At 43.4% G+C, this 18,234-nt stretch carries 22 protein-coding genes; 19 read left to right on the plus strand and 3 right to left on the minus strand.

The window, feature by feature from the left end:
* Positions 1-23 precede the first annotated feature (23 nt).
* The 6 genes from menH (at position 24) to DESDE_RS07490 (ending at position 5,295) form a co-directional block, all read left to right on the plus strand.
* A complete protein-coding gene (menH, locus tag DESDE_RS07465) occupies positions 24-890 on the plus strand; it encodes a 2-succinyl-6-hydroxy-2,4-cyclohexadiene-1-carboxylate synthase (protein WP_014793429.1) in 867 nt (288 codons plus the stop codon).
* 301 nt (positions 891-1,191) lie between these two features.
* Positions 1,192-1,674, plus strand: a complete 483-nt coding sequence (locus DESDE_RS07470) for a pyridoxamine 5'-phosphate oxidase family protein (protein WP_014793430.1) — start codon at positions 1,192-1,194, stop codon at positions 1,672-1,674.
* A 192-nt stretch (positions 1,675-1,866) separates the two neighbouring features.
* Positions 1,867-2,886 (plus strand): energy-coupling factor ABC transporter permease, encoded by a 1,020-nt coding sequence (locus DESDE_RS07475; RefSeq protein ID WP_014793431.1) that lies wholly within the window; start codon positions 1,867-1,869, stop codon positions 2,884-2,886.
* A gap of 62 nt (positions 2,887-2,948) precedes the next feature.
* Positions 2,949-3,716 carry an energy-coupling factor transporter transmembrane component T family protein gene (locus DESDE_RS07480; RefSeq protein WP_014793432.1) on the plus strand — a complete coding sequence of 256 codons (768 nt, stop codon included), beginning with the start codon at positions 2,949-2,951 and terminating at the stop codon, positions 3,714-3,716.
* A gap of 8 nt (positions 3,717-3,724) precedes the next feature.
* The gene (locus tag DESDE_RS07485) at positions 3,725-4,492 is read left to right on the plus strand and encodes an energy-coupling factor ABC transporter ATP-binding protein (RefSeq protein ID WP_014793433.1); all 768 of its coding nucleotides are present in this window, start codon (positions 3,725-3,727) and stop codon (positions 4,490-4,492) included.
* A complete protein-coding gene (locus DESDE_RS07490; RefSeq protein ID WP_014793434.1) occupies positions 4,489-5,295 on the plus strand; it encodes an MBL fold metallo-hydrolase in 807 nt (268 codons plus the stop codon). Before DESDE_RS07485 ends, DESDE_RS07490 begins: the two co-directional genes overlap by 4 nt.
* Here DESDE_RS07490 and DESDE_RS07495 read toward each other — a convergent pair.
* Positions 5,292-5,618 (minus strand): winged helix-turn-helix transcriptional regulator, encoded by a 327-nt coding sequence (locus tag DESDE_RS07495; RefSeq protein ID WP_014793435.1) that lies wholly within the window; start codon positions 5,616-5,618, stop codon positions 5,292-5,294. The genes DESDE_RS07490 and DESDE_RS07495 overlap by 4 nt on opposite strands.
* A 131-nt stretch (positions 5,619-5,749) precedes the next feature.
* Here DESDE_RS07495 and DESDE_RS07500 point away from each other — a divergent pair, with 131 nt between their 5' ends.
* On the plus strand, positions 5,750-6,283 hold the full coding sequence (locus DESDE_RS07500) for a nitroreductase family protein (RefSeq protein WP_014793436.1): 534 nt from the start codon (positions 5,750-5,752) through the stop codon (positions 6,281-6,283).
* A 51-nt stretch (positions 6,284-6,334) separates the two neighbouring features.
* Here DESDE_RS07500 and DESDE_RS07505 read toward each other — a convergent pair whose 3' ends face one another.
* Complete coding sequence (locus DESDE_RS07505) at positions 6,335-7,309, minus strand: DapH/DapD/GlmU-related protein (protein WP_014793437.1); 975 nt, start codon at positions 7,307-7,309, stop codon at positions 6,335-6,337.
* Between the two features lie 20 nt (positions 7,310-7,329).
* Positions 7,330-7,665, minus strand: coding sequence for a winged helix-turn-helix transcriptional regulator (locus DESDE_RS07510; protein WP_014793438.1), 336 nt, complete (start codon positions 7,663-7,665; stop codon positions 7,330-7,332).
* A 123-nt stretch (positions 7,666-7,788) separates the two neighbouring features.
* Here DESDE_RS07510 and DESDE_RS07515 point away from each other — a divergent pair, with 123 nt between their 5' ends.
* From DESDE_RS07515 to DESDE_RS07570, 12 genes are all read left to right on the plus strand, one after another.
* On the plus strand, positions 7,789-8,484 hold the full coding sequence (locus tag DESDE_RS07515) for a pirin family protein (RefSeq protein ID WP_014793439.1): 696 nt from the start codon (positions 7,789-7,791) through the stop codon (positions 8,482-8,484).
* Positions 8,485-8,515: 31 nt separating this feature from the next.
* Positions 8,516-8,794: a GNAT family N-acetyltransferase gene (locus DESDE_RS07520; protein WP_014793440.1), complete on the plus strand. Its 279-nt coding sequence runs from the start codon at positions 8,516-8,518 to the stop codon at positions 8,792-8,794.
* A gap of 186 nt (positions 8,795-8,980) precedes the next feature.
* Positions 8,981-9,544 carry a TetR/AcrR family transcriptional regulator gene (locus DESDE_RS07525; RefSeq protein ID WP_014793441.1) on the plus strand — a complete coding sequence of 188 codons (564 nt, stop codon included), beginning with the start codon at positions 8,981-8,983 and terminating at the stop codon, positions 9,542-9,544.
* Between the two features lie 37 nt (positions 9,545-9,581).
* The gene (locus tag DESDE_RS07530) at positions 9,582-10,001 is read left to right on the plus strand and encodes a DUF2292 domain-containing protein (protein WP_014793442.1); all 420 of its coding nucleotides are present in this window, start codon (positions 9,582-9,584) and stop codon (positions 9,999-10,001) included.
* Positions 10,002-10,177: 176 nt separating this feature from the next.
* Positions 10,178-10,432: a 4Fe-4S binding protein gene (locus DESDE_RS22980; protein WP_019849985.1), complete on the plus strand. Its 255-nt coding sequence runs from the start codon at positions 10,178-10,180 to the stop codon at positions 10,430-10,432.
* Positions 10,410-12,722 (plus strand): molybdopterin-containing oxidoreductase family protein, encoded by a 2,313-nt coding sequence (locus DESDE_RS07540; protein WP_014793443.1) that lies wholly within the window; start codon positions 10,410-10,412, stop codon positions 12,720-12,722. Before DESDE_RS22980 ends, DESDE_RS07540 begins: the two co-directional genes overlap by 23 nt.
* A 12-nt stretch (positions 12,723-12,734) precedes the next feature.
* Positions 12,735-13,331, plus strand: coding sequence for a 4Fe-4S dicluster domain-containing protein (locus tag DESDE_RS07545; RefSeq protein ID WP_014793444.1), 597 nt, complete (start codon positions 12,735-12,737; stop codon positions 13,329-13,331).
* The gene (locus tag DESDE_RS07550; protein WP_014793445.1) at positions 13,310-14,158 is read left to right on the plus strand and encodes a dimethyl sulfoxide reductase anchor subunit family protein; all 849 of its coding nucleotides are present in this window, start codon (positions 13,310-13,312) and stop codon (positions 14,156-14,158) included. Before DESDE_RS07545 ends, DESDE_RS07550 begins: the two co-directional genes overlap by 22 nt.
* Positions 14,159-14,510: 352 nt before the next feature.
* Positions 14,511-15,650: an amidohydrolase gene (locus DESDE_RS07555; RefSeq protein ID WP_014793446.1), complete on the plus strand. Its 1,140-nt coding sequence runs from the start codon at positions 14,511-14,513 to the stop codon at positions 15,648-15,650.
* Positions 15,651-15,717: 67 nt separating this feature from the next.
* Positions 15,718-16,602 (plus strand): ABC transporter ATP-binding protein, encoded by an 885-nt coding sequence (locus DESDE_RS07560; RefSeq protein WP_041917236.1) that lies wholly within the window; start codon positions 15,718-15,720, stop codon positions 16,600-16,602.
* A 5-nt stretch (positions 16,603-16,607) separates the two neighbouring features.
* The gene (locus tag DESDE_RS07565; RefSeq protein WP_014793448.1) at positions 16,608-17,402 is read left to right on the plus strand and encodes an ABC transporter permease subunit; all 795 of its coding nucleotides are present in this window, start codon (positions 16,608-16,610) and stop codon (positions 17,400-17,402) included.
* A 12-nt stretch (positions 17,403-17,414) separates the two neighbouring features.
* Positions 17,415-18,212, plus strand: a complete 798-nt coding sequence (locus tag DESDE_RS07570) for an ABC transporter permease subunit (RefSeq protein WP_014793449.1) — start codon at positions 17,415-17,417, stop codon at positions 18,210-18,212.
* The last annotated feature ends 22 nt before the right edge of the window (positions 18,213-18,234 follow it).

An 18,234-nucleotide genomic window follows, 5' to 3' on the forward strand; every position in this document is an offset into this window, starting at 1 on the left:
TTCTTAATTTCGGAGGGAACAACATGGGAGTCTTTGCAGAAGATTCAGCGCGTATTACTAATCCACAACATCGGACAAGTAGGTTAATTACGATTGAAAATCTTAAATACTACACGGAAGTAAAGGGCTTTGGGCAACCGATAATCTGTTTTCATGGTTTTGCCGAAAACTTAAGCACCTGGGAATTTATTCAACTGAATGACTGTCAAATGGTGCTTGTGGATTTGATCGGACATGGTCACAGCGAAAAGCCCCATTCTCCTGAACCTTATAGCTTGCCCAACCTTCTACGGCATCTCCATGAACTGATTGACCATTTAGGATTCACAAGGTACTTTTTGCTGGGCTATTCCATGGGTGGACGTATTGCCTTAGCCTATGGGTTAGCTTATTCGTCGGAAGTTCAAGGGCTGATCCTTGAGAGTTCATCTTATGGTGTATGCCATGTGGATAGTAGGGCTCGGCGGCGGCAACAGGATGTTTGGCTAGCCGAAGCGATTCAAGAAAAGGGGGTGGAGTGGTTTAACCAGTACTGGTCTAACCTCGATCTTTTTGCTTCCCAAAATCAATTGCCCCAAGAAATCCGCTCTAAAATCAACGCAAGACGCCTGCAGAATGCACCTCATGGACTTGCCAATACTCTGCTGGGAAGCGGACAAGGGATATTCCCCTGTTTAAAAGATCAAATCACGGATTTGTCTATACCGACTCTGTACATCAATGGGGAATACGATGAGAAGTATAAGAAAATTGGGCAAGACTTTATTAAGCTAAACCCCCAAATAAAGAGAGAAATTATCCCTGGCGTAGGACATAATTCCCATATTGAGAATCCCGCTGCTTTCCAGGAAGCAGTCAATGGCTTCTTAGGAGGATTACTTAGTTCTTAAGATGACGAGGGTCAGCGTCCTCTCCTTCACGATATAGTGGGAGTGAGGACGCTCTTTTTTAATAGTATACAGTAATTTTTCAGCTCATTTTCAGTCAAGAATCAGGCCCAATTCAGTTTAAAGTGATATGATAAAGAAGAATAATACCTATCCTCCTTTCGGATACCCCGGGGAAATGCATCCTCGGGTTATTTTTTTATACTGAAATGATTGAATTTTTTGAACGAAAATTATCTATCTGTGCTACAATAAATCTTATTAGGATATAACGATACGATAATTATAGAAGGAGAATCCTTTTTTGGATAAACGAGAAATTATGTTTAAAGAGATAAGAAATAAAAAAAGAAAATTAAAACTTGAGGAAGCCAAGGAACTGCTGATTAACGGTGAATATGGAATTTTGGCTACAAACGGTGAAAATGGCTACAGCTATGCCATTCCGTTAAATTACGTCTATGTCAATGATAAGATATATTTCCATTGCGCAATTGAAGGCCATAAGCTGGATAACATAGCACTGAATAATAAGATTTCCTTTTGTGTTGTAGGAAAAACCGAATTGGCTCCTGAAAAATTCACTTCAAAGTATGAAAGCGTGTTAATCTTTGGAAGAGCCTTTATTGCCGATGAAGATGAAAAAAAGAAAGCTCTGATTGGACTTATCAATAAATATTCCTCGGGCTATGAAAAGCAGGGGGGAAAATATATTGACAGGTCTATTCAAGATACATGTGTTGTTAAAATAGAGATTGACCAAATAACTGGGAAGGCAAACAGGTAATAGAAGATTCAGCCCTATATCCCTATCCGGGGGATACCTTACAGAAAAATACCCCGATTTGCTTAGATGGCATACTTAAATTCCCAATAAAGATAAATAATGCATTAATTATCCCCCATACAGGCTTGTGGCATGATAAAACATCATATATCCTTTGTAATAATCAAATTTATGAAAAAGGAGAAAGAGATTATGCATATGGCAGATGCTCTGATTTCACCTGCGGTTGGTGGAATAATGCTGGTTGCCACCGCTGGCCTAGCCACTTACTCAATCAAAAAAGTCCAAAATGATTTGGACGACAAAAAAGTTCCTTTGATGGGAGTCATGGGCGCCTTTATATTTGCATCCCAGATGATTAATATTTCGATACCGGCAACGGGATCGAGCGGTCATATTGGGGGTGGGATGCTGCTGGCGATCTTACTTGGCCCCTATGCGGGATTTTTAACAATGGCTTCTATTTTACTTATACAGGCGCTGTTCTTCGGAGATGGAGGATTGCTTGCCTATGGATGCAATGTATTCAACCTTGGATTTTATACGTGTTTTATAGCGTATCCTCTGATTTACAAGTGGATGACTCGAAAAGAACTTACTTCCGGCAGGATAGTTGGAGCTTCGATGCTTTCAGCTATTATTGGTTTGCAGTTAGGCGCATTTAGTGTTGTGTTGGAGACCTTGTTTTCTGGGAAAACAGAATTGCCTTTTCATACTTTTATCCTATTGATGCAGCCGATCCATTTAGCAATTGGAGTTGTTGAGGGGATTGTGACAGCGGCGATCGTAACCTTTGTTTGGAAGGCACGGCCGGAGATCCTTGAACGCAATGCCGCAGGCGACCCCATTGGCAATATCTCAATCAAAAAGGTACTGACGGGGATTTTGGCAGGGGCGCTAATTATTGGTGGATTTGTATCCTGGTTTGCATCTTCAGATCCGGACGGGTTGGAATGGTCCATGGAACGAACTGCTGGAACAGCCGAGTTAGAAGTTTCAGACAGTGTCTATGATACATTGGCCAATATACAAAGCAAAACGGCATTTTTACCGGATTATAGGTTTAAGTCGGCAAGTGAAGCGGATTCAAACAGTTATGCAGGAACCAGTATATCTGGAATTGTGGGCGGAGCGTTGACTCTTGGCTTGGCAGGATTGATTGGTTTGCTTATAAGTATATTTAAAAAGAAGAAACCGAAGATTGAAGGGTAATAAATGAAGGGGGGAGGGCGGAACTGACCGCCCCTTTTCGATTAGGAGAAGGAAATAGTGATATGTCAAAAATTGTGGATTCGATCTATAATGTAAGACTACTGGATGACTTGGCTCGCAAAGACACATCCATACACAGGATACCTCCAGTCATAAAGATTCTAACAACAATCGTCTATTTGATTGTTGTTGTGTCATTTGATCGATACGAGATAAGCGGACTTCTACCGTTTGTGTTCTATCCTATGATCCTTATTCTTCTGGCAGAATTACCGGCAAAGCCGATCTTTAAAAGGTTGCTTATGGTGGAGCCGTTAATCATTGGTATTGGGATTCTGAATCCGCTGTTTGATCCAAGAGGGTGGATTACTTTTGTATCGATCATGATTAAATGCGGACTGACTGTAACCGTATCCCTGATTTTAGTAGCAACGACGGGCATGGAAAGAATCGCGCAAGCTTTGAGAGCTTTGAAAGTGCCGAGTGTTTTCGTGCTGCAGCTGCTTCTGACATTTAGGTATATTTCCGTATTAATGGAGGAACTCGCAAGAATGATGAGGGCTTATTCTCTGCGTGCCCCTGGGCAGAAAGGGATCCGTCTGAAAGATTGCGGTTCTTTCGCTGGACAACTGCTCCTTCGTACCTTCGATAGAGCTCAACGTGTTTATGATTCTATGAGGCTGAGAGGGTTTGAGGGAGAGTATCCTATGGGATGCCAATCTAAGATTTTATTTAAGGATAGTATCTATCTAGGAGCCTGGAGTTTGTTTTTCATTATAGCAAGAGTCTACGATATACCTGTAATGATCGGTTCGTTGTTTGGGAGGTGAGTTAATCGATGAGTGATCATGAACTTGAAGTAAAAAACCTTCATTTTTCATATCCGGATGGTCATGAAGCCATCAAGGATATTTCTTTCACAATTTATCAGGGTGAATCTGTGGGCATCATCGGCGCGAATGGGTCAGGAAAATCGACGCTTTTGTCGTTGATTATGGGGGTTCTTTTTCCTGACAAGGGGGAAGTGAAAGTCGGAGATATTACCGTCACGAAAAAAACGTTATCGACGATTCGACAGAGAGTTGGGATGGTGTTTCAGGACCCGGATGATCAGCTCTTCATGACCACTGTCTTTGATGATGTAGCGTTTGGACCTAGAAATTATCATCTGGACGAAGAGGAAGTTAAAATCAGAGTCGAAGAAGCGTTGGCCATGGTTGGTATACCTCATTTGATAGAAAGAGCGCCCTTTAAGCTTTCGGGTGGGGAGAAACGGGCTGCGGCAATCGCCAGTGTACTTTCAATGAAGCCTGATACGTTGATCATGGATGAACCCACAACAGGTTTAGATCCAAAATCAAGGCGCAGATTGATTAACATCTTGAACGGTTTTAATCAGACAAGGATTATAACCAGCCATGATTTGGATATGGTCTTGGAAACATGTGAACGTATTTTAATTATAAAAGACGGTGAAGTTGCGGCGAGCGGCACAACGTCAGAGATTTTAAAAAATGGGGAATTGTTGGAGCAATGTGGATTGGAGATCCCTCTTTCCTTGCATGATTGTCCAGTGTGTGGAACGATGAAAGGGGGAAAGAGATGAAACTAAAGATATTGGTTGATAATAACACCCTTATAGATCACTATTTTTTGGGTGAGCCAGCGGTAAGCTATTATCTGGAGATTGATGATAAGCGTATCCTGTTTGATACGGGATATTCAGAAGTGATTTTGAAAAATGCTGAAGCCTTGCGAATCGATTTGAGTCAACTCACCCATATTGTTTTATCCCATGGACATAATGATCATTCCAACGGATTGAAAATTCTAAATGAAAGCATGGATATGTCAAAGGTGAGCTTAATTGCCCATCCCCATTGTTTTATTCCTAAGTACGATGGGGAGGAATACATTGGAGCACCTTATACAGAAAAAGAAATTCAAAAGAAGATGCATTATCACCCGAGTATTAAGCCCTATGCCCTATCGGAAAATTGCCTGTTTCTTGGTGAAATTCCCCAGATTATTGATTTTGAAATCAATAATTCTATAGGCAAGCAGAAGATGGGTCAGGAATGGTGCGATGATTATGTTATGGACGATTCGGCACTGGTATGTAAAAGCTCAAAAGGGCTTTTTATATTGACGGGGTGCTCTCATAGAGGAATTTGCAATATCGTGGAGTATGCCACAAAGGTCTGTGAAGACCATAGAATTCTTGGTGTTTTGGGAGGGTTTCACCTATTTGAGACGGATGAGCGTTTAATGAAAACAATCCATTATTTTGAGGAGCGCCATATCGAACAGCTCTATCCTTGTCATTGTGTATCCTTGAAAGCCAAGGCCAAAATGATGGATAAACTGAATGTCAATGAAGTGGGCGCCGGACTGGAAATTTCTATTTAATTATTTTTCATAGAATTCCGGCCCCATTCAGACATCAATTCCAGAATGGGAATAAGGGTTTTACCTTTTTCAGTGAGAGAATACTCCACCTTGGGAGGGACTTCATTATATTGCTCACGATGAATTAAGCCATCCTCTGCCAATTCTTTAAGCTGGTTGCTGAGTGTCCGATGGGCGATGGGCTGTAATTCATCCCGCAATTTGTTATAGCGTATGATGTTTAGCTTGTATAATTTGTATAAAATCAGCCATTTCCATTTGCCGTCCATTTTCGTAATGGTATAGTAGATCGGACAGTTGCCGTATTTACTCTCAAAATCCATGATTGAACCTCATTACTAACAAAAGGGATAGTATATAACAAAAATGTTCATACTTGTATTTCTGGTTATAAGATATACAATTTATCATGTAAAGTCAATTTAGCTTCGATAATGAACTGGAGGTTCAGGGTATGGACTTTTTAGAATTAGCAAAAAGCAGATATTCAGTAAGGAAATTCAGCACCAATCGGATTGTGGAAGAGAAATTAAGCTTAATATTGGAGGCCGGTAGGGTGGCGCCTACTGCGGTAAATCGTCAGCCGCAACGGATACTCGTTCTTGAAAACGAGGAAGATCTGGCTAAACTAAAGCCCTGTATCCCCTATCGCTTTCAGGAGACATTGGCTTTGTTAGTTTGTTATGATAAAAATGAAAGCTGGAAAAGATCATTTGACAACAAAGACAGCGGGGAGGTTGACGCAAGCATTGTCGCAACCCACATGATGCTGGAGGCCTATAATTTAGGCATCGGTTCCACCTGGGTGGGACACTTCGATCCGCAAGTCACAAGAGAAATGTTTCAAATTCCACAAAATATTGAACCGGTGGTATTGCTATTGCTGGGGTATCCGAGCCACGAGTCATCGCCCAATCCAAATCACTATAAACGCTTGGATAGAGCTCAGACGGTTTATTATGGATCTTTCCCTGAAGTTGAAAAGTAATCTAAACGCTTATAGCCTATGATAAAAGCCAGAGGAGCCTGGCCGGTATTATTATGCTAATGCCCAAGGAGGTCTATTCTGGATTTTCGTATTTTCGCCGATACTTTGGGCAGGGAAGCCTTCTATGATTTGGTTATCATCAAAAACACTTCTCTGTTTAACCAGGCTGCCGGATTTAACCAAGGTATTTTTGCCTAATTTGCTGTAGTCACAAACGATTGAGCCGGACTCTACGATAGTGTTTGAACCAATCGTTGTGCCATGAATGATGCAGCCTGGACCAATAGTGACATTATCCTCAATAATCAATTCATTGTCAGGCAATAAATGCAAGACTGAGTTTTCCAGTATTTGAACGTTATCGCCGATTCTTACAGGACCGTGTGAGTTACCAATGATTTTTACACCTGAAGCGATTAATGAATGGTGCCCTATTGTAACATCCCCTGTAATTTCAGCTGAATCATAGATAAAAGCAGATTCAGAGACTATGGGATACTTGGCACCATATTCATATAATTTCCCCATTTTTTCACTTTCCTTTGCCTCGTTATGGATGATATGTTCTATGTAGGTGCTCAGTGAAATATCGTTGCCTCTCATTCTGGAGATCATATTTTTATCTTCCTGAGTCAGCTTTCTTATTGTTTTGCCTGGTCTTCCCACAACTACAGACTCATCAGGAATAACACAACCCTCCGGAATGATGGTTCCTTCTCCGAATATACACATATTCCCTATTTTTGAGCCCGGAAGAAAAATAACACCATTTCCGATTTCACATAGATCACCGACTTCTGCGCCAATAACGATACTTTTATGACCAAAAATAGTCTTACCGCCTACTTTCAATGGGTGCTCAGGTGTTCCGATCAAGACGGAATTTTCAAGAATCCATGACGAATTGCCAAGGGTTATGGAATCATTGATGGAACGGAGAATGGAACCCTGAGCGATATAAACATTATTCCCCAGTCTTATCTTGCCGATTAACCTTGTCGAATCGTCAATTTTCAAATTGAGCATAACATACCTCTTGCATAGATTTATTTTTCATTCTCTTTAAAATGATGTTTGCCCCATTTACTTATACTTTCCAGGATGGGAAAAAACGATTCCCCTAAACTGGTAAGAGAGTACTCAACCTTAGGGGGTATCTGTGAATAGGCTTTCCTATGGATAAAGCCGTCTGCTTCCAGTTCTTTAAGCTGTTGGCTTAACATTTTATGGGTGATGTTGTTCAGAGATTTTTTGATTTCACCGTAGCGCATAACCTTCTCTTGAGACAAATGCCATAAGATAACCAACTTCCATTTGCCTGCTATTAAATTCATGGTGTATTCGATGGGGCAGCTATAGTTTACTTCGTTTTTGTTATCCATTCTATCTCTTTCCTTTTATATAGTATCCTACTAAAAAGTGCATACTTGTACCAGGTATTGTTTTTGATACTATTATAGCATAAGGGGAAAATAAAGAATGAAACATTGGAGGTAAACATTAACATGTTAAAAAGAATAGACCATACTAAAATGGGAAGCAGTGATTTAGGCTGGCTGAAAAGTAAGTTTCACTTTTCATTTGCAGACTATTATAACCCATCCAACCTTAATTTTGGGACGTTGAGAGTCATCAATGATGATTTGGTAGAGGCAGGTACAGGATTTGATACCCATCCTCACCGGGATATGGAGATTGTATCCTATGTTGTGAATGGGGAGCTGACCCATGGTGACAGCATGGGCAATAAAAGAACATTATCCCGGGGGCATGTCCAGTATATGAGCGCCGGGACAGGAGTATTGCACAGCGAGCACAATTTTGGAGAAGAGCTATTAAGATTTCTTCAAATATGGATTATCCCTAATAAGAAAGGCTACGAGCCAAACTATGGGGACTATCTATTTGACTGGAATGACAGGAAAAACAAATGGCTTCATATTGTTTCTTCTAAAGAAGGCGATGCCCCCATAAAAATCAATCAGGATTCCAATCTATTTGCCTTGGAATTAGATAAGGATCAGGAAATAGATTTTAAAGTAGGTAAGGACAGACAGGCCTATTTAGTGCAGATAGAAGGAAGTTCTGATATAAACAGTATCGTTTTGAATATGCAAGATGCCTTGGAGATTACAGAAGAAGATATCAAAATAAAAGCACTGGAAACGTCGCATTTTCTTGTGGTGGAAATGAAGAAATAAGTCTGTCATACTATGTTTGGGAGGTGTTCCAATGTTAGAAATAAAAAAAGGAACGAAAAGTTTTTATATAGGGGATTCGGAGGAGAAGCCATTGGCAGAAATGACATATGTTCTTTCCAATGATCATCTTATTATCATTGATCGCACCTATGTCTCCGAAGAATTAAATGGTCAAGGGATTGGTAAACTGCTGCTTAAAGAACTTGTGGATTGGGCGCGGAAGGAAAATAAAAAGATCAATCCCATTTGCCCTTATGCAAAGGCACAAATGGAAAAGAACCCAGAACATCATGATATGATCTACAAATAACTGTGGAGACAGGAACGGAATAGCGCTAAATAGCGATCCCGTTTTTTAATTTCTATGTTTATTGACTTATATGAAAAAGGGAGATATAATTTAGGTAACTGATGAGTTACTAACTCCTCAGTTACCTACTCGCGAGTTACTCAATTCGAAATGATCGAAAAAATTAATAATAGTAAGGAGAACAAATTGAGTTCTAAACCAAAGCAAAGACCGGATACCAGAGAACTGCTTTTAAAGGCTGCGATTAAAGAATTCTCAGAAAAAGGATTTGAAAAAGCAAGAATATCCGATATTGTGGCTTCCGCCGGTTATTCCCAAAGAACGTTCTATATTTATTTTGAAAGTAAGGACGCCATTTTTAAAGAGTTATTGACGGAGTGGGAAAAACGGTTAGCGAATAAATTTGATATCGAAGATGAGAAGGATTATAAGCAAAATATTTTAAACCGGTGGATTCAAATCATTGAATTCATGGCCCAGGACCCTGAGTATTCCAAGGCAGTATACTTTAAATCCCCTTATTTTGAAGAAACCAGGCAGCATATTTTTGAACATTTGATGGGAATATTGATTAAGGAACAAAGCCATGGCTTTTTGAGAACAAGCGTAGCGGTTGAGATCCTGGCCGAATCAATCCTTTCAGGTATAGAAGGGATAGCCTATCGGCATGTGATTAACAAAAAGGAGACGGATATTCCTAAGCTGGCGGAACAGATGGTGGATATTTATATCTATGGAGTGGGGATTTAATCCTTTAGCTATTACGTAAGAAGAGGTGGGATTGTAAATGAAAGAGGGTTCAAGTACAATCGACCGCAATCACACGAATCTGAATTCTTACCTTAAATCGATCAACCGGGTTATCGCCGAAGCTTTAAATGTCGATGAAACAAGCAGAATATCGGTTCAGACTAGCAAGACTCTTTTAAATGAAGCCTATCTTCAATATAAAGATAGTTTGCAGAATAAAGATGACTTGCAGAATGAAACCCTGAGTCAGGAATTGTATTTAATGATTAAACGCTATCTGGAACCCTATCAGAACATCATTGAAATACGGAAGGAATTGGAACAGGTTAAAAACAGCAAGTTCAGCCAAATCGAGAAGATTTGTCGGGAACTCTCTTATGGGGAGATCATTTTAAAAGTGCAAAACGGCAATCCTGTTTTAATAGAGTCTCTGAAAAAACAGGTGAAATTGATATAAACTCCAATGATTAATCATAAAGAAACCTAATATTTTCCCGAGCGGAAGACCGCAGGGAGCATTAAATAGCAAGGATTTCTCCTTTATATTTATGCTCCCTTTTTATTTTCTCCAAGAAAATAGGAAAGGTCAAAAAATCAAATCAAACATTTTTTAGAAGGGAGTCAAAAATTTAAATGATTGTGTGGTGGTCCTATACTATTATTTCCGATCGATGTAAACGATGTCTGAAATGCCTGGATGCATGCCCTGCGGGGGCCATCCTTCGGCCTGAACATGGTCCTCTCCGCATCCAAGAAGAAATTTGCATTCGGTGCGGCCAATGTATGCCTCAGTGTGCTTTTAGAGCCATCTCAAAAGTATTAAAACCTAAAATCGCTAAGAGTGGAGAAAGAAAGGAGATTAACTATGCCGGCATCCATAATTCCTAAACCAGACGGTGGCAAGGTTGTCAAGACCAATTGCTTTGAATGTCACGCCAAATGCGGTGTTCTCGCCCACGTGGACAGCTCCGGAACATTGGTTAAAGTTGAAGGAAATCCGGAAGACCCGCGCAACCAGGGCCGCTTATGTCCCAAGGGACGTTCGGCGGTCCAGATTTTAAATGACCCCCACCGGGTAAATTATCCTCTGAAAAGAGTTGGCAAAAGAGGGGAGGGCAAATGGGAGCGGATTTCCTGGGATGAAGCCATGGATACCATAGAAAAACGCCTGAAAGAGTATAAGAAAAATTTCGGCGGGGAATCGGTTGTCTTCGGACAGGGAACCGGGAGAGGGACGAACCAATGGAACCACCGGCTGGGCAATACCCTGGGAGTCAATCATTGGTGTTCACCGGCCCATATCTGTTTGTTGCCCCTTATGACCACTTCCCTGTATATGTTCGGCATGCTACCCATCTGGGACGGGTGTGATTTCGAACGCAGCCAATGTATGGTATTCTGGGGTTCCAACCTGGTCTGGACCGAAGCCACGATTTCAGCGGGAGAGGTGGGCCGCAGCCGCAATAGGGGAGCCAAGATTATTGTCATCGATCCCAACTATGAACATCCCCTGGCTTCCAGAGCTGATCATTTTCTTCCCGTGCGGCCGGGCAGCGACAGTGCTTTGGCCATGGCCTGGATTAATGTCATCATCGAAGAGGATCTTTATGACCACGACTTTGTTAAAAAGTGGACAAATGCCCCCATGCTCATCGATGCGGAAACCCTGGATCCCATTACGGAAGCAGCCTTTAAGAAGGAAGGCAATAAAGGGCAATTGATGATTTGGGATGAGATGACCCATTCCCCTCAACCCATTGGCAGTACCACAGCAAGTCCTGCCCTGAATATAACCCAAGAGATAACCTTAACGGATGGCAGAAAGATTACGGTTACCACAGCCTGGCAGATTCTGCGTCAACGGGCGGCTGCGATGCCTCCGGAAAAGGCGGCCAAACTCTGCTGGCTGGAGACTGACAAAATCAAAGAAGCGGCCAGGATGTATGCCACAACAAAACCCGGTGCTATCACCGTGTTCCAGGGCATTGAAGAGCACACTAACAGTAAGCATACCATTCAGGCCATTAACACGATCATGGCCATCACCGGAAATATCGATGTTTACGGCGGAAATATGTGGGTGCCTTTTTGGAATGAAATGTTAGGACCGCGTCTGGCCGGAATGCCGCCGGAGTCCCATGCCCAAAAAAGACTCAGCAACTTTAAGCATTATCCCAACAGCCATCCTACCCAGGTCTGGGATGCGATCCTCACAGGCAAACCCTATCCCATCAAGGCCTATATCTCCGTCCAGGGGAATCCGATTTCCTGGTCGGAAAATTCCAATAAGGTGGTGGAAGCCCTTCATAAACTGGATTTTTTGGTGGTCATGGATTATTTTATGTCCCCGACGGCCAATCTGGCGGACATTGTCCTGCCTTCAGCTCATTGGACGGAAAGAGATTATATTGCCGATGAATTGTGCGGACGCTGGTTTTTTGGTCAGCAAAAAGCGGTGGAACCTTTGTATGAAAGACGTTCGGACATTACCTTTATGAGAGAGCTGGGCAGAAGACTGGACCCCAAGTGGTGGCCCTGGAAAACCAATGAGGAATTATTTGATTTCCAACTAGAGCCCTATAAAATAACCTGGGCTGAATTAAAAGAGCAATGGATCTTTGAAAATACACCCTTTATAGAAAAACGCTATGAACAAAACGGTTTCCCGACGCCAAGCCAAAAACTGGAGATTTATTCCCTGATCTTTAAGTCCACGGACTCCGATCCCCTTCCGGACTATGAAGAACCGGCGGAAAGTCCTTACAGCCAACCGGGAGTAGCCAAAGATTATCCTTTTATTTTAACGACCGGACGCCGCTATCCCAATTACTATCATTCGGCTTACCGGGGCATCCCTTATCTCAGAGAACTTGCCCCTGAGCCGAGAGTGTTTATCAATTCAGAAACGGCCAAAAAGTTAGGCATAGGGGAAAATGAGGAGGTCTGGATTGAATCTCCCCACGGAAAAATCAAGATGAAAGCCCAGCTCACCGATGGGATTCACCAACGGGTGATTGCTTTGCCCCACGGTTGGTGGCAAGCCTGTCCCGAACTTGGCCTGCCGGGGTATCCGGACAACATTGCCAATGCGAACTGTCTCATCAGTGACAAATACCATGACAAAGATCTTGGCACACCGGGTTCCCGTTCATCCCTGTGCAAGGTCTATAAGGCTTAAGGGGGGAGAGACATGAGTAAACATGACACGCTTCTGATTGATTTGGACAGATGTGTCGGGTGCATGGCCTGCACAGTGGCCTGCAAAATAGAGAATAGAGTAGATAATGGAGTATTCTGGAACAGGGTATACAAGATGGGGCCGGAAGGACAGTTTCCCGATAATTTGGATATGTTCTTTTTTCCCAGGCAGTGTATGCACTGTGAAGACCCTCTCTGCATTAAAGTATGCCCCACCAAAGCGACCTATAAAACGGAAAACGGCGTGGTTTTAGTGGACCATAATAAATGCTATGGCTGCGGCTACTGTATCTGGGCCTGTCCTTATGATGCCCGAACCTTAAACAAGGAAAAAGGTATGGTGGAAAAATGCATGCTCTGTGCTCATTTGACGGAGAAAGGCGAAAAACCGGTCTGTGTGGCCACTTGTCTTGGCACTTGCCGTATCTTTGGGGATATCAATGACCCGAATTCGGAGATATCCATGTATCTGGCCGAACATCAGGACAGGGCCTTCCAGATTCACCCTGAAATCGGAACGAAACCGTCGGTGATTTATCTAAGACCAAGGAAGGGGGCCAAAAGATTATGCCAGTCCAATTCCCGTTAGTTTTTTCAACCTTGTGCCAGCGTTTGGCTTTGGGTACCTATATGATGAGCTTGATCGCCGTTTATTTTCTGGGAGTGGAATTCAATCTGTCCGCCATTGCCCTGGCGGCTTTAGTGGTGTTTTGTGCCGGACTTCTTGCTTCTCTCGTTCACCTGGGCAGACCGAACAGGATCATGAATTCCTTTGCCAACCCCCAATCCCATCTGACCCAGGAAGGAATCCTGTCACCCTTTGTGGCCTTGTTTCTTTTCCTGCAAGCCTTGGACGGCTGGCTGATAGCTTTAAATTCAGCCTTGCTGGTGCTGGTGCAGGTCCTGGCGTTCCTATTTTCTATCGCCTTTATTTATTCCACCGGCTTGGTTTATCAGTTATTTGCCCGGCCGGCCTGGAAGAGTAAAATGGTCGGCGTCAATTTCTTTCTTTCGTCCCTGGCCATTGGCTCCATTGGCGCTTATGCCTGGGGAGCTTTAAGTGGTTTAGACAATGTGACATCTTTATTGTATCTTAGTGCAGTGACCCAGATTCTGATCATTTTGGGTCAGCTTTACTACTCGGCCTATGTGAGAAGGCTCGGGTACGGAGTAGCCATCAATGTCCTGAGCGGGGAATTTAAAATGCCCTATCTGGGCTGGGTTATCACGGGAGTGGTCTTGCCCCTGGCGTTGATTGCTTATGCCGCTCTGTCCGGAGGCAGCGGCTCTATAGCTCTGGCCCTTTTGCTCAGCGCCCTCTTGGGATTGGTATTCTGGAGGATGTTCTTCTTCCTTGCCGGCAAGCATATTAAGTTTTTCCCTCAATATGAAAGTGATTTAAAGACGATTTTTTAGTACTTGCCGGGAAAGCGATAGTAAACTATTAAATAATGGATTGTACTTTTAAAATCCCGGATTGCCTTGTTTCTTGTTGCGGCAATGACGAGGAGGCGGATAAAGCCTGGCAGTTGTTTATGACCAATGGGTATCATCCTTTTCTTCGTGTTAAATTGAGTTTATTTCATGGTTTAAATGTGTTATAATCTAAGTAAGAGATATTCAGGGGCGGTGCCGCTGGATATCTCTTTTGAATTTGGGGATATAGAATTAACTGCTGACAGAAAAAGTGCTGACCTTTACAGGATACAGCGCTTTTTTCTTTGCATAATTTCAATTCTATACTATTTAAAATGAGGAGGAGATCAGAATGCTATTAATTAAAAATGGAACGATTCTTACTATGACGGGTGACCCTATTGGAAATGGACAAATATTAGTGGATGAGGGCAAAATCCTTTCCATAGGAAAGGGTATTTCCATACCTGAACATTGCGCAACAATAGATGCTGGGGGCGGTTTTATCATGCCTGGCATGATTGATGCTCACTGCCATGTGGGGATGTGGGAGGACGGACTGGGCTTTGAGGGAGCGGACGGCAATGAGGGGACTGATCCGGTGACACCGCAGCTTAGAGCCATCGATGCCATTAACCCAAGGGACAGATCTTTTGCGGAAGCCTATGAAAATGGTGTTACCTGCATCTGCACCGGTCCCGGCAGCTCCAATGTTATAGGGGGGCAATTTACCACGATTAAAACCAAAGGGATGAGGATAGACAAGATGATCCTTCAGGAAAGGGCGGCGATGAAGGTTGCTTTTGGCGAAAATCCCAAAACAAGATACAGTGCCAAGCAACAAATACCTTCTACGAGAATGGCCACCGCGGCTCTCTTAAGAGAGTATTTGTTTAAAACCCAAAATTATCTGGACCATAAAGAGAATAATTCTGGGTTTGACCTGAAGCTTGAAAGCCTAATCCCGGTGGTGAAGGGTGAGTTGAATGTCAAAGCCCATGTTCACAGAGCCGATGATATTTTTACGGCGATTCGTATAGCCAAAGAGTTTGGCCTTAAGATGACCTTGGAACACTGTACTGAGGGACATTTAATTGCTGATGAACTGGCAGGGGAAGGCTTTTCCGCAATCATCGGGCCATTCATTGGCCCCAGGGGGAAAGTGGAGTTAAAGGAGCTGACCTTTGATACGCCGGCGATCTTGCATGAAGCCGGGGTAAAAATAGCCTTAATGACCGACCACCCTGTAGTTCCCGTACATTATCTGCCCTTTTGCGCCGCCCTGGCGGTAAGAGCGGGATTAGATGAAGAAACCGCCCTCAGGGCCATAACAATTAATCCCGCCGAAATCCTGGGGATTTCGGAGCGGGTAGGTTCCCTTGAGGTTGATAAAGACGCAGATATTGTGGTCTTTGATAAACATCCCTTGGACGTTCAGGCGAGAACGACCTGGGTGCTGATCGATGGAGACGTTGTTTTTAAGAGGGGATAAGTATAAACAGAGGACGCCAAGCCAGAATAAGTATATCTGTTTGTGAGCATAGATGGGGGGCTGCGGCGTGAATGTCATCGAAATCAAGAATTTGACTAAATACTATGGCAAGTCCAGAGGAATCACCGATGTCAGCTTTAATGTGGAGGAAGGGGAGATTTTCGGCTTTATCGGGCCCAATGGGGCAGGGAAATCCACGACGATCAGGACTTTGCTATCGTTGCTCTATCCCACCAGCGGCAGCGCAACGATCTTCGGCAAGGATTCCATTAAATATGCACCGGAAATTGCCAGGGATGTGGGCTATTTACCCTCTGAAGTTTTTTATTACGACAAAATGAAGGTGGGTGAACTGTTAAACTACGCGGCGAGTTTCTATAAGAAGGACTGCAGTAAAAGAATCAAGGAACTTGCCGGGATTATGGAGCTGGATCTGAGCAAGAGAATTGATGATTTATCCTTTGGCAACAAAAAGAAGGTGGGAATCGTTCAGGGCCTCCTGCATGAGCCGAGGCTGATCATTCTGGATGAACCGACCAGCGGCCTTGACCCGTTGATGCAGCAGAAATTCTTTGATCTGCTGTTGGAAGAAAACAGGAAAGGCGCTGCCATTCTTTTGTCTTCCCATATTTTAAGCGAGGTTCAGAGGCTGTGCAGCCGGGTAGCCATCATCAAGGATGGCAAAATTATTAGGCTGGAAAAGATAAGGGATTTAACGGAAAACAATTATAAGAAGTTCAAAATCGAGATCAAGGAAGAGATGAGCAAAGACCGCTTCGCCCTGGAGGGGATCAATAACCTGGAGATCAAGGATGGGAAAGTGAGCTTTTTGTTCAAGGGGAATATCAATCACATTATAAAGAAGCTTGCGGAACTGGAAATAAACAATCTCTGGATCGAAGAGCCGAGCCTGGAGGAAATCTTTATCCATTATTATGAAAAGGAGGCCTGATGCTGATGAACATCTTTTGGCATGAGCTTAGGGCCTACCGCAAATCCATCATGATTTGGGCAGGTGCCATGACCCTGTTGGCGGTGGCCTATATTTTCCTTTTTCAAGGATTGGGTCGGGATATTGCAGATTTCAAGGCATTTCTCAGCAACATGCCGGATGTGATGATAAAGAGCTTCAATATACTGGTTGAGAGCATCTCCACCCTGGAAGGCTTCTACTCTTTTGTCTTCTCCTTTGTCCTATTATGCGGGGCAATCCAGGCGATGAATCTCGGAACCGCTATCGTGTCCAAGGAGGTGCGGGATAAAACCGCGGATTTTCTGCTGACCAAACCGGTAAGCAGGATCGGGATCATCCTGTCCAAACTGCTGGCGGCTTTAGTTGTTTTGGTGATGACCAATATCATATACCTGGGCTTGACGACTTTCGCGGCGGTGGCGGTGGTCAGCAGGTTTAATCTGAAAGTATTCTTCCTGATTTCACTGACGCTGTTCTTTGTACAACTGCTCTTTCTGGCTCTGGGCATCCTGATTGCGGTGATCGCCGGAAAAATAAAGTCAGTGATCTCCGTATCTCTGAGCACTGTTTTTGGGCTCTATGTCCTGGGTTCCCTCGGCTCGATTCTTGGGGAAGAGAATGTTCGGTACTTTTCGCCGTTCCGGTATTTTGATCCGGTGTATATCATCGACCATGCCGCTTATGAAACCTCTTTTGTCGTAACCGGTATGGTCTTGATCATCGCCGCTATCGGGGTAAGTTGTCTGGTCTATGCGAAGAAAGATATCCATACTGTTTGAGGAGGGATCGCGATGAATATTTTTCTGAGAGAATTGAAGGCCCAGCGCCGATCACTGATCATTTGGAGTATCGTCATCTTTCTAATGATCGTTTCCTCCATCGGAAAGTTTACAGCTTATGCCGAAACAGGCCAATCCATGAACGCATTATTGTCACAAATCCCCAGTTCGATCAAAGCGGTCTTGGGGATGGGGAATTTTGACCTGACCAAAGTCAGCGGATTTTATGGGATGTTATATTTGTATCTTCTTTTATTGGCCACCGTTCACGCCTCTTTGCTGGGTGCCAATATCATCGCCAAGGAAGAGCGGGACAAAACCACAGAGTTTTTGCTGGTGAAGCCTGTCTCCAGAACACAAGTTATAACCGCCAAACTTTTGGCGGCCCTTTTCAATAGTGTGGTCTTCAACCTGGTTACCCTGATTCTTTCCATCGCTCTGATAGGGAAGTACGCCAAGGGAGAGGATATTACGGCAGAGATAGGGATCTTGATGGCCGGGATGTTTATTGTGCAGCTGATCTTCTTACTGATCGGCACCGCGACGGCAGCCGCCGGCAAGCGTCCGAAATCCGCTCCCTCGGTTGCGACGGCAATTTTACTGGTGACTTTCCTTATTTCGTCGGTGATCAAGATCAACAGCAGTCTTGCCCCTTTGAAATATCTAACCCCATTTGCTTATTTCGAGGCTGAAACTCTGCTGGAGGGCGGAGGATTCGAACCGGTATTTCTGCTTTTGTCCTCGGTGATCATTGTGCTGCTGTTTGTTATTACTTATGCTTCTTACAAAAGGAGAGACCTGCATGTTTAAAAACAGTCACTTTTTAAAATGA

This window comes from Desulfitobacterium dehalogenans ATCC 51507 (genome assembly GCF_000243155.2).
GTDB classification, from domain to species: Bacteria; Bacillota; Desulfitobacteriia; order Desulfitobacteriales; family Desulfitobacteriaceae; genus Desulfitobacterium; species Desulfitobacterium dehalogenans.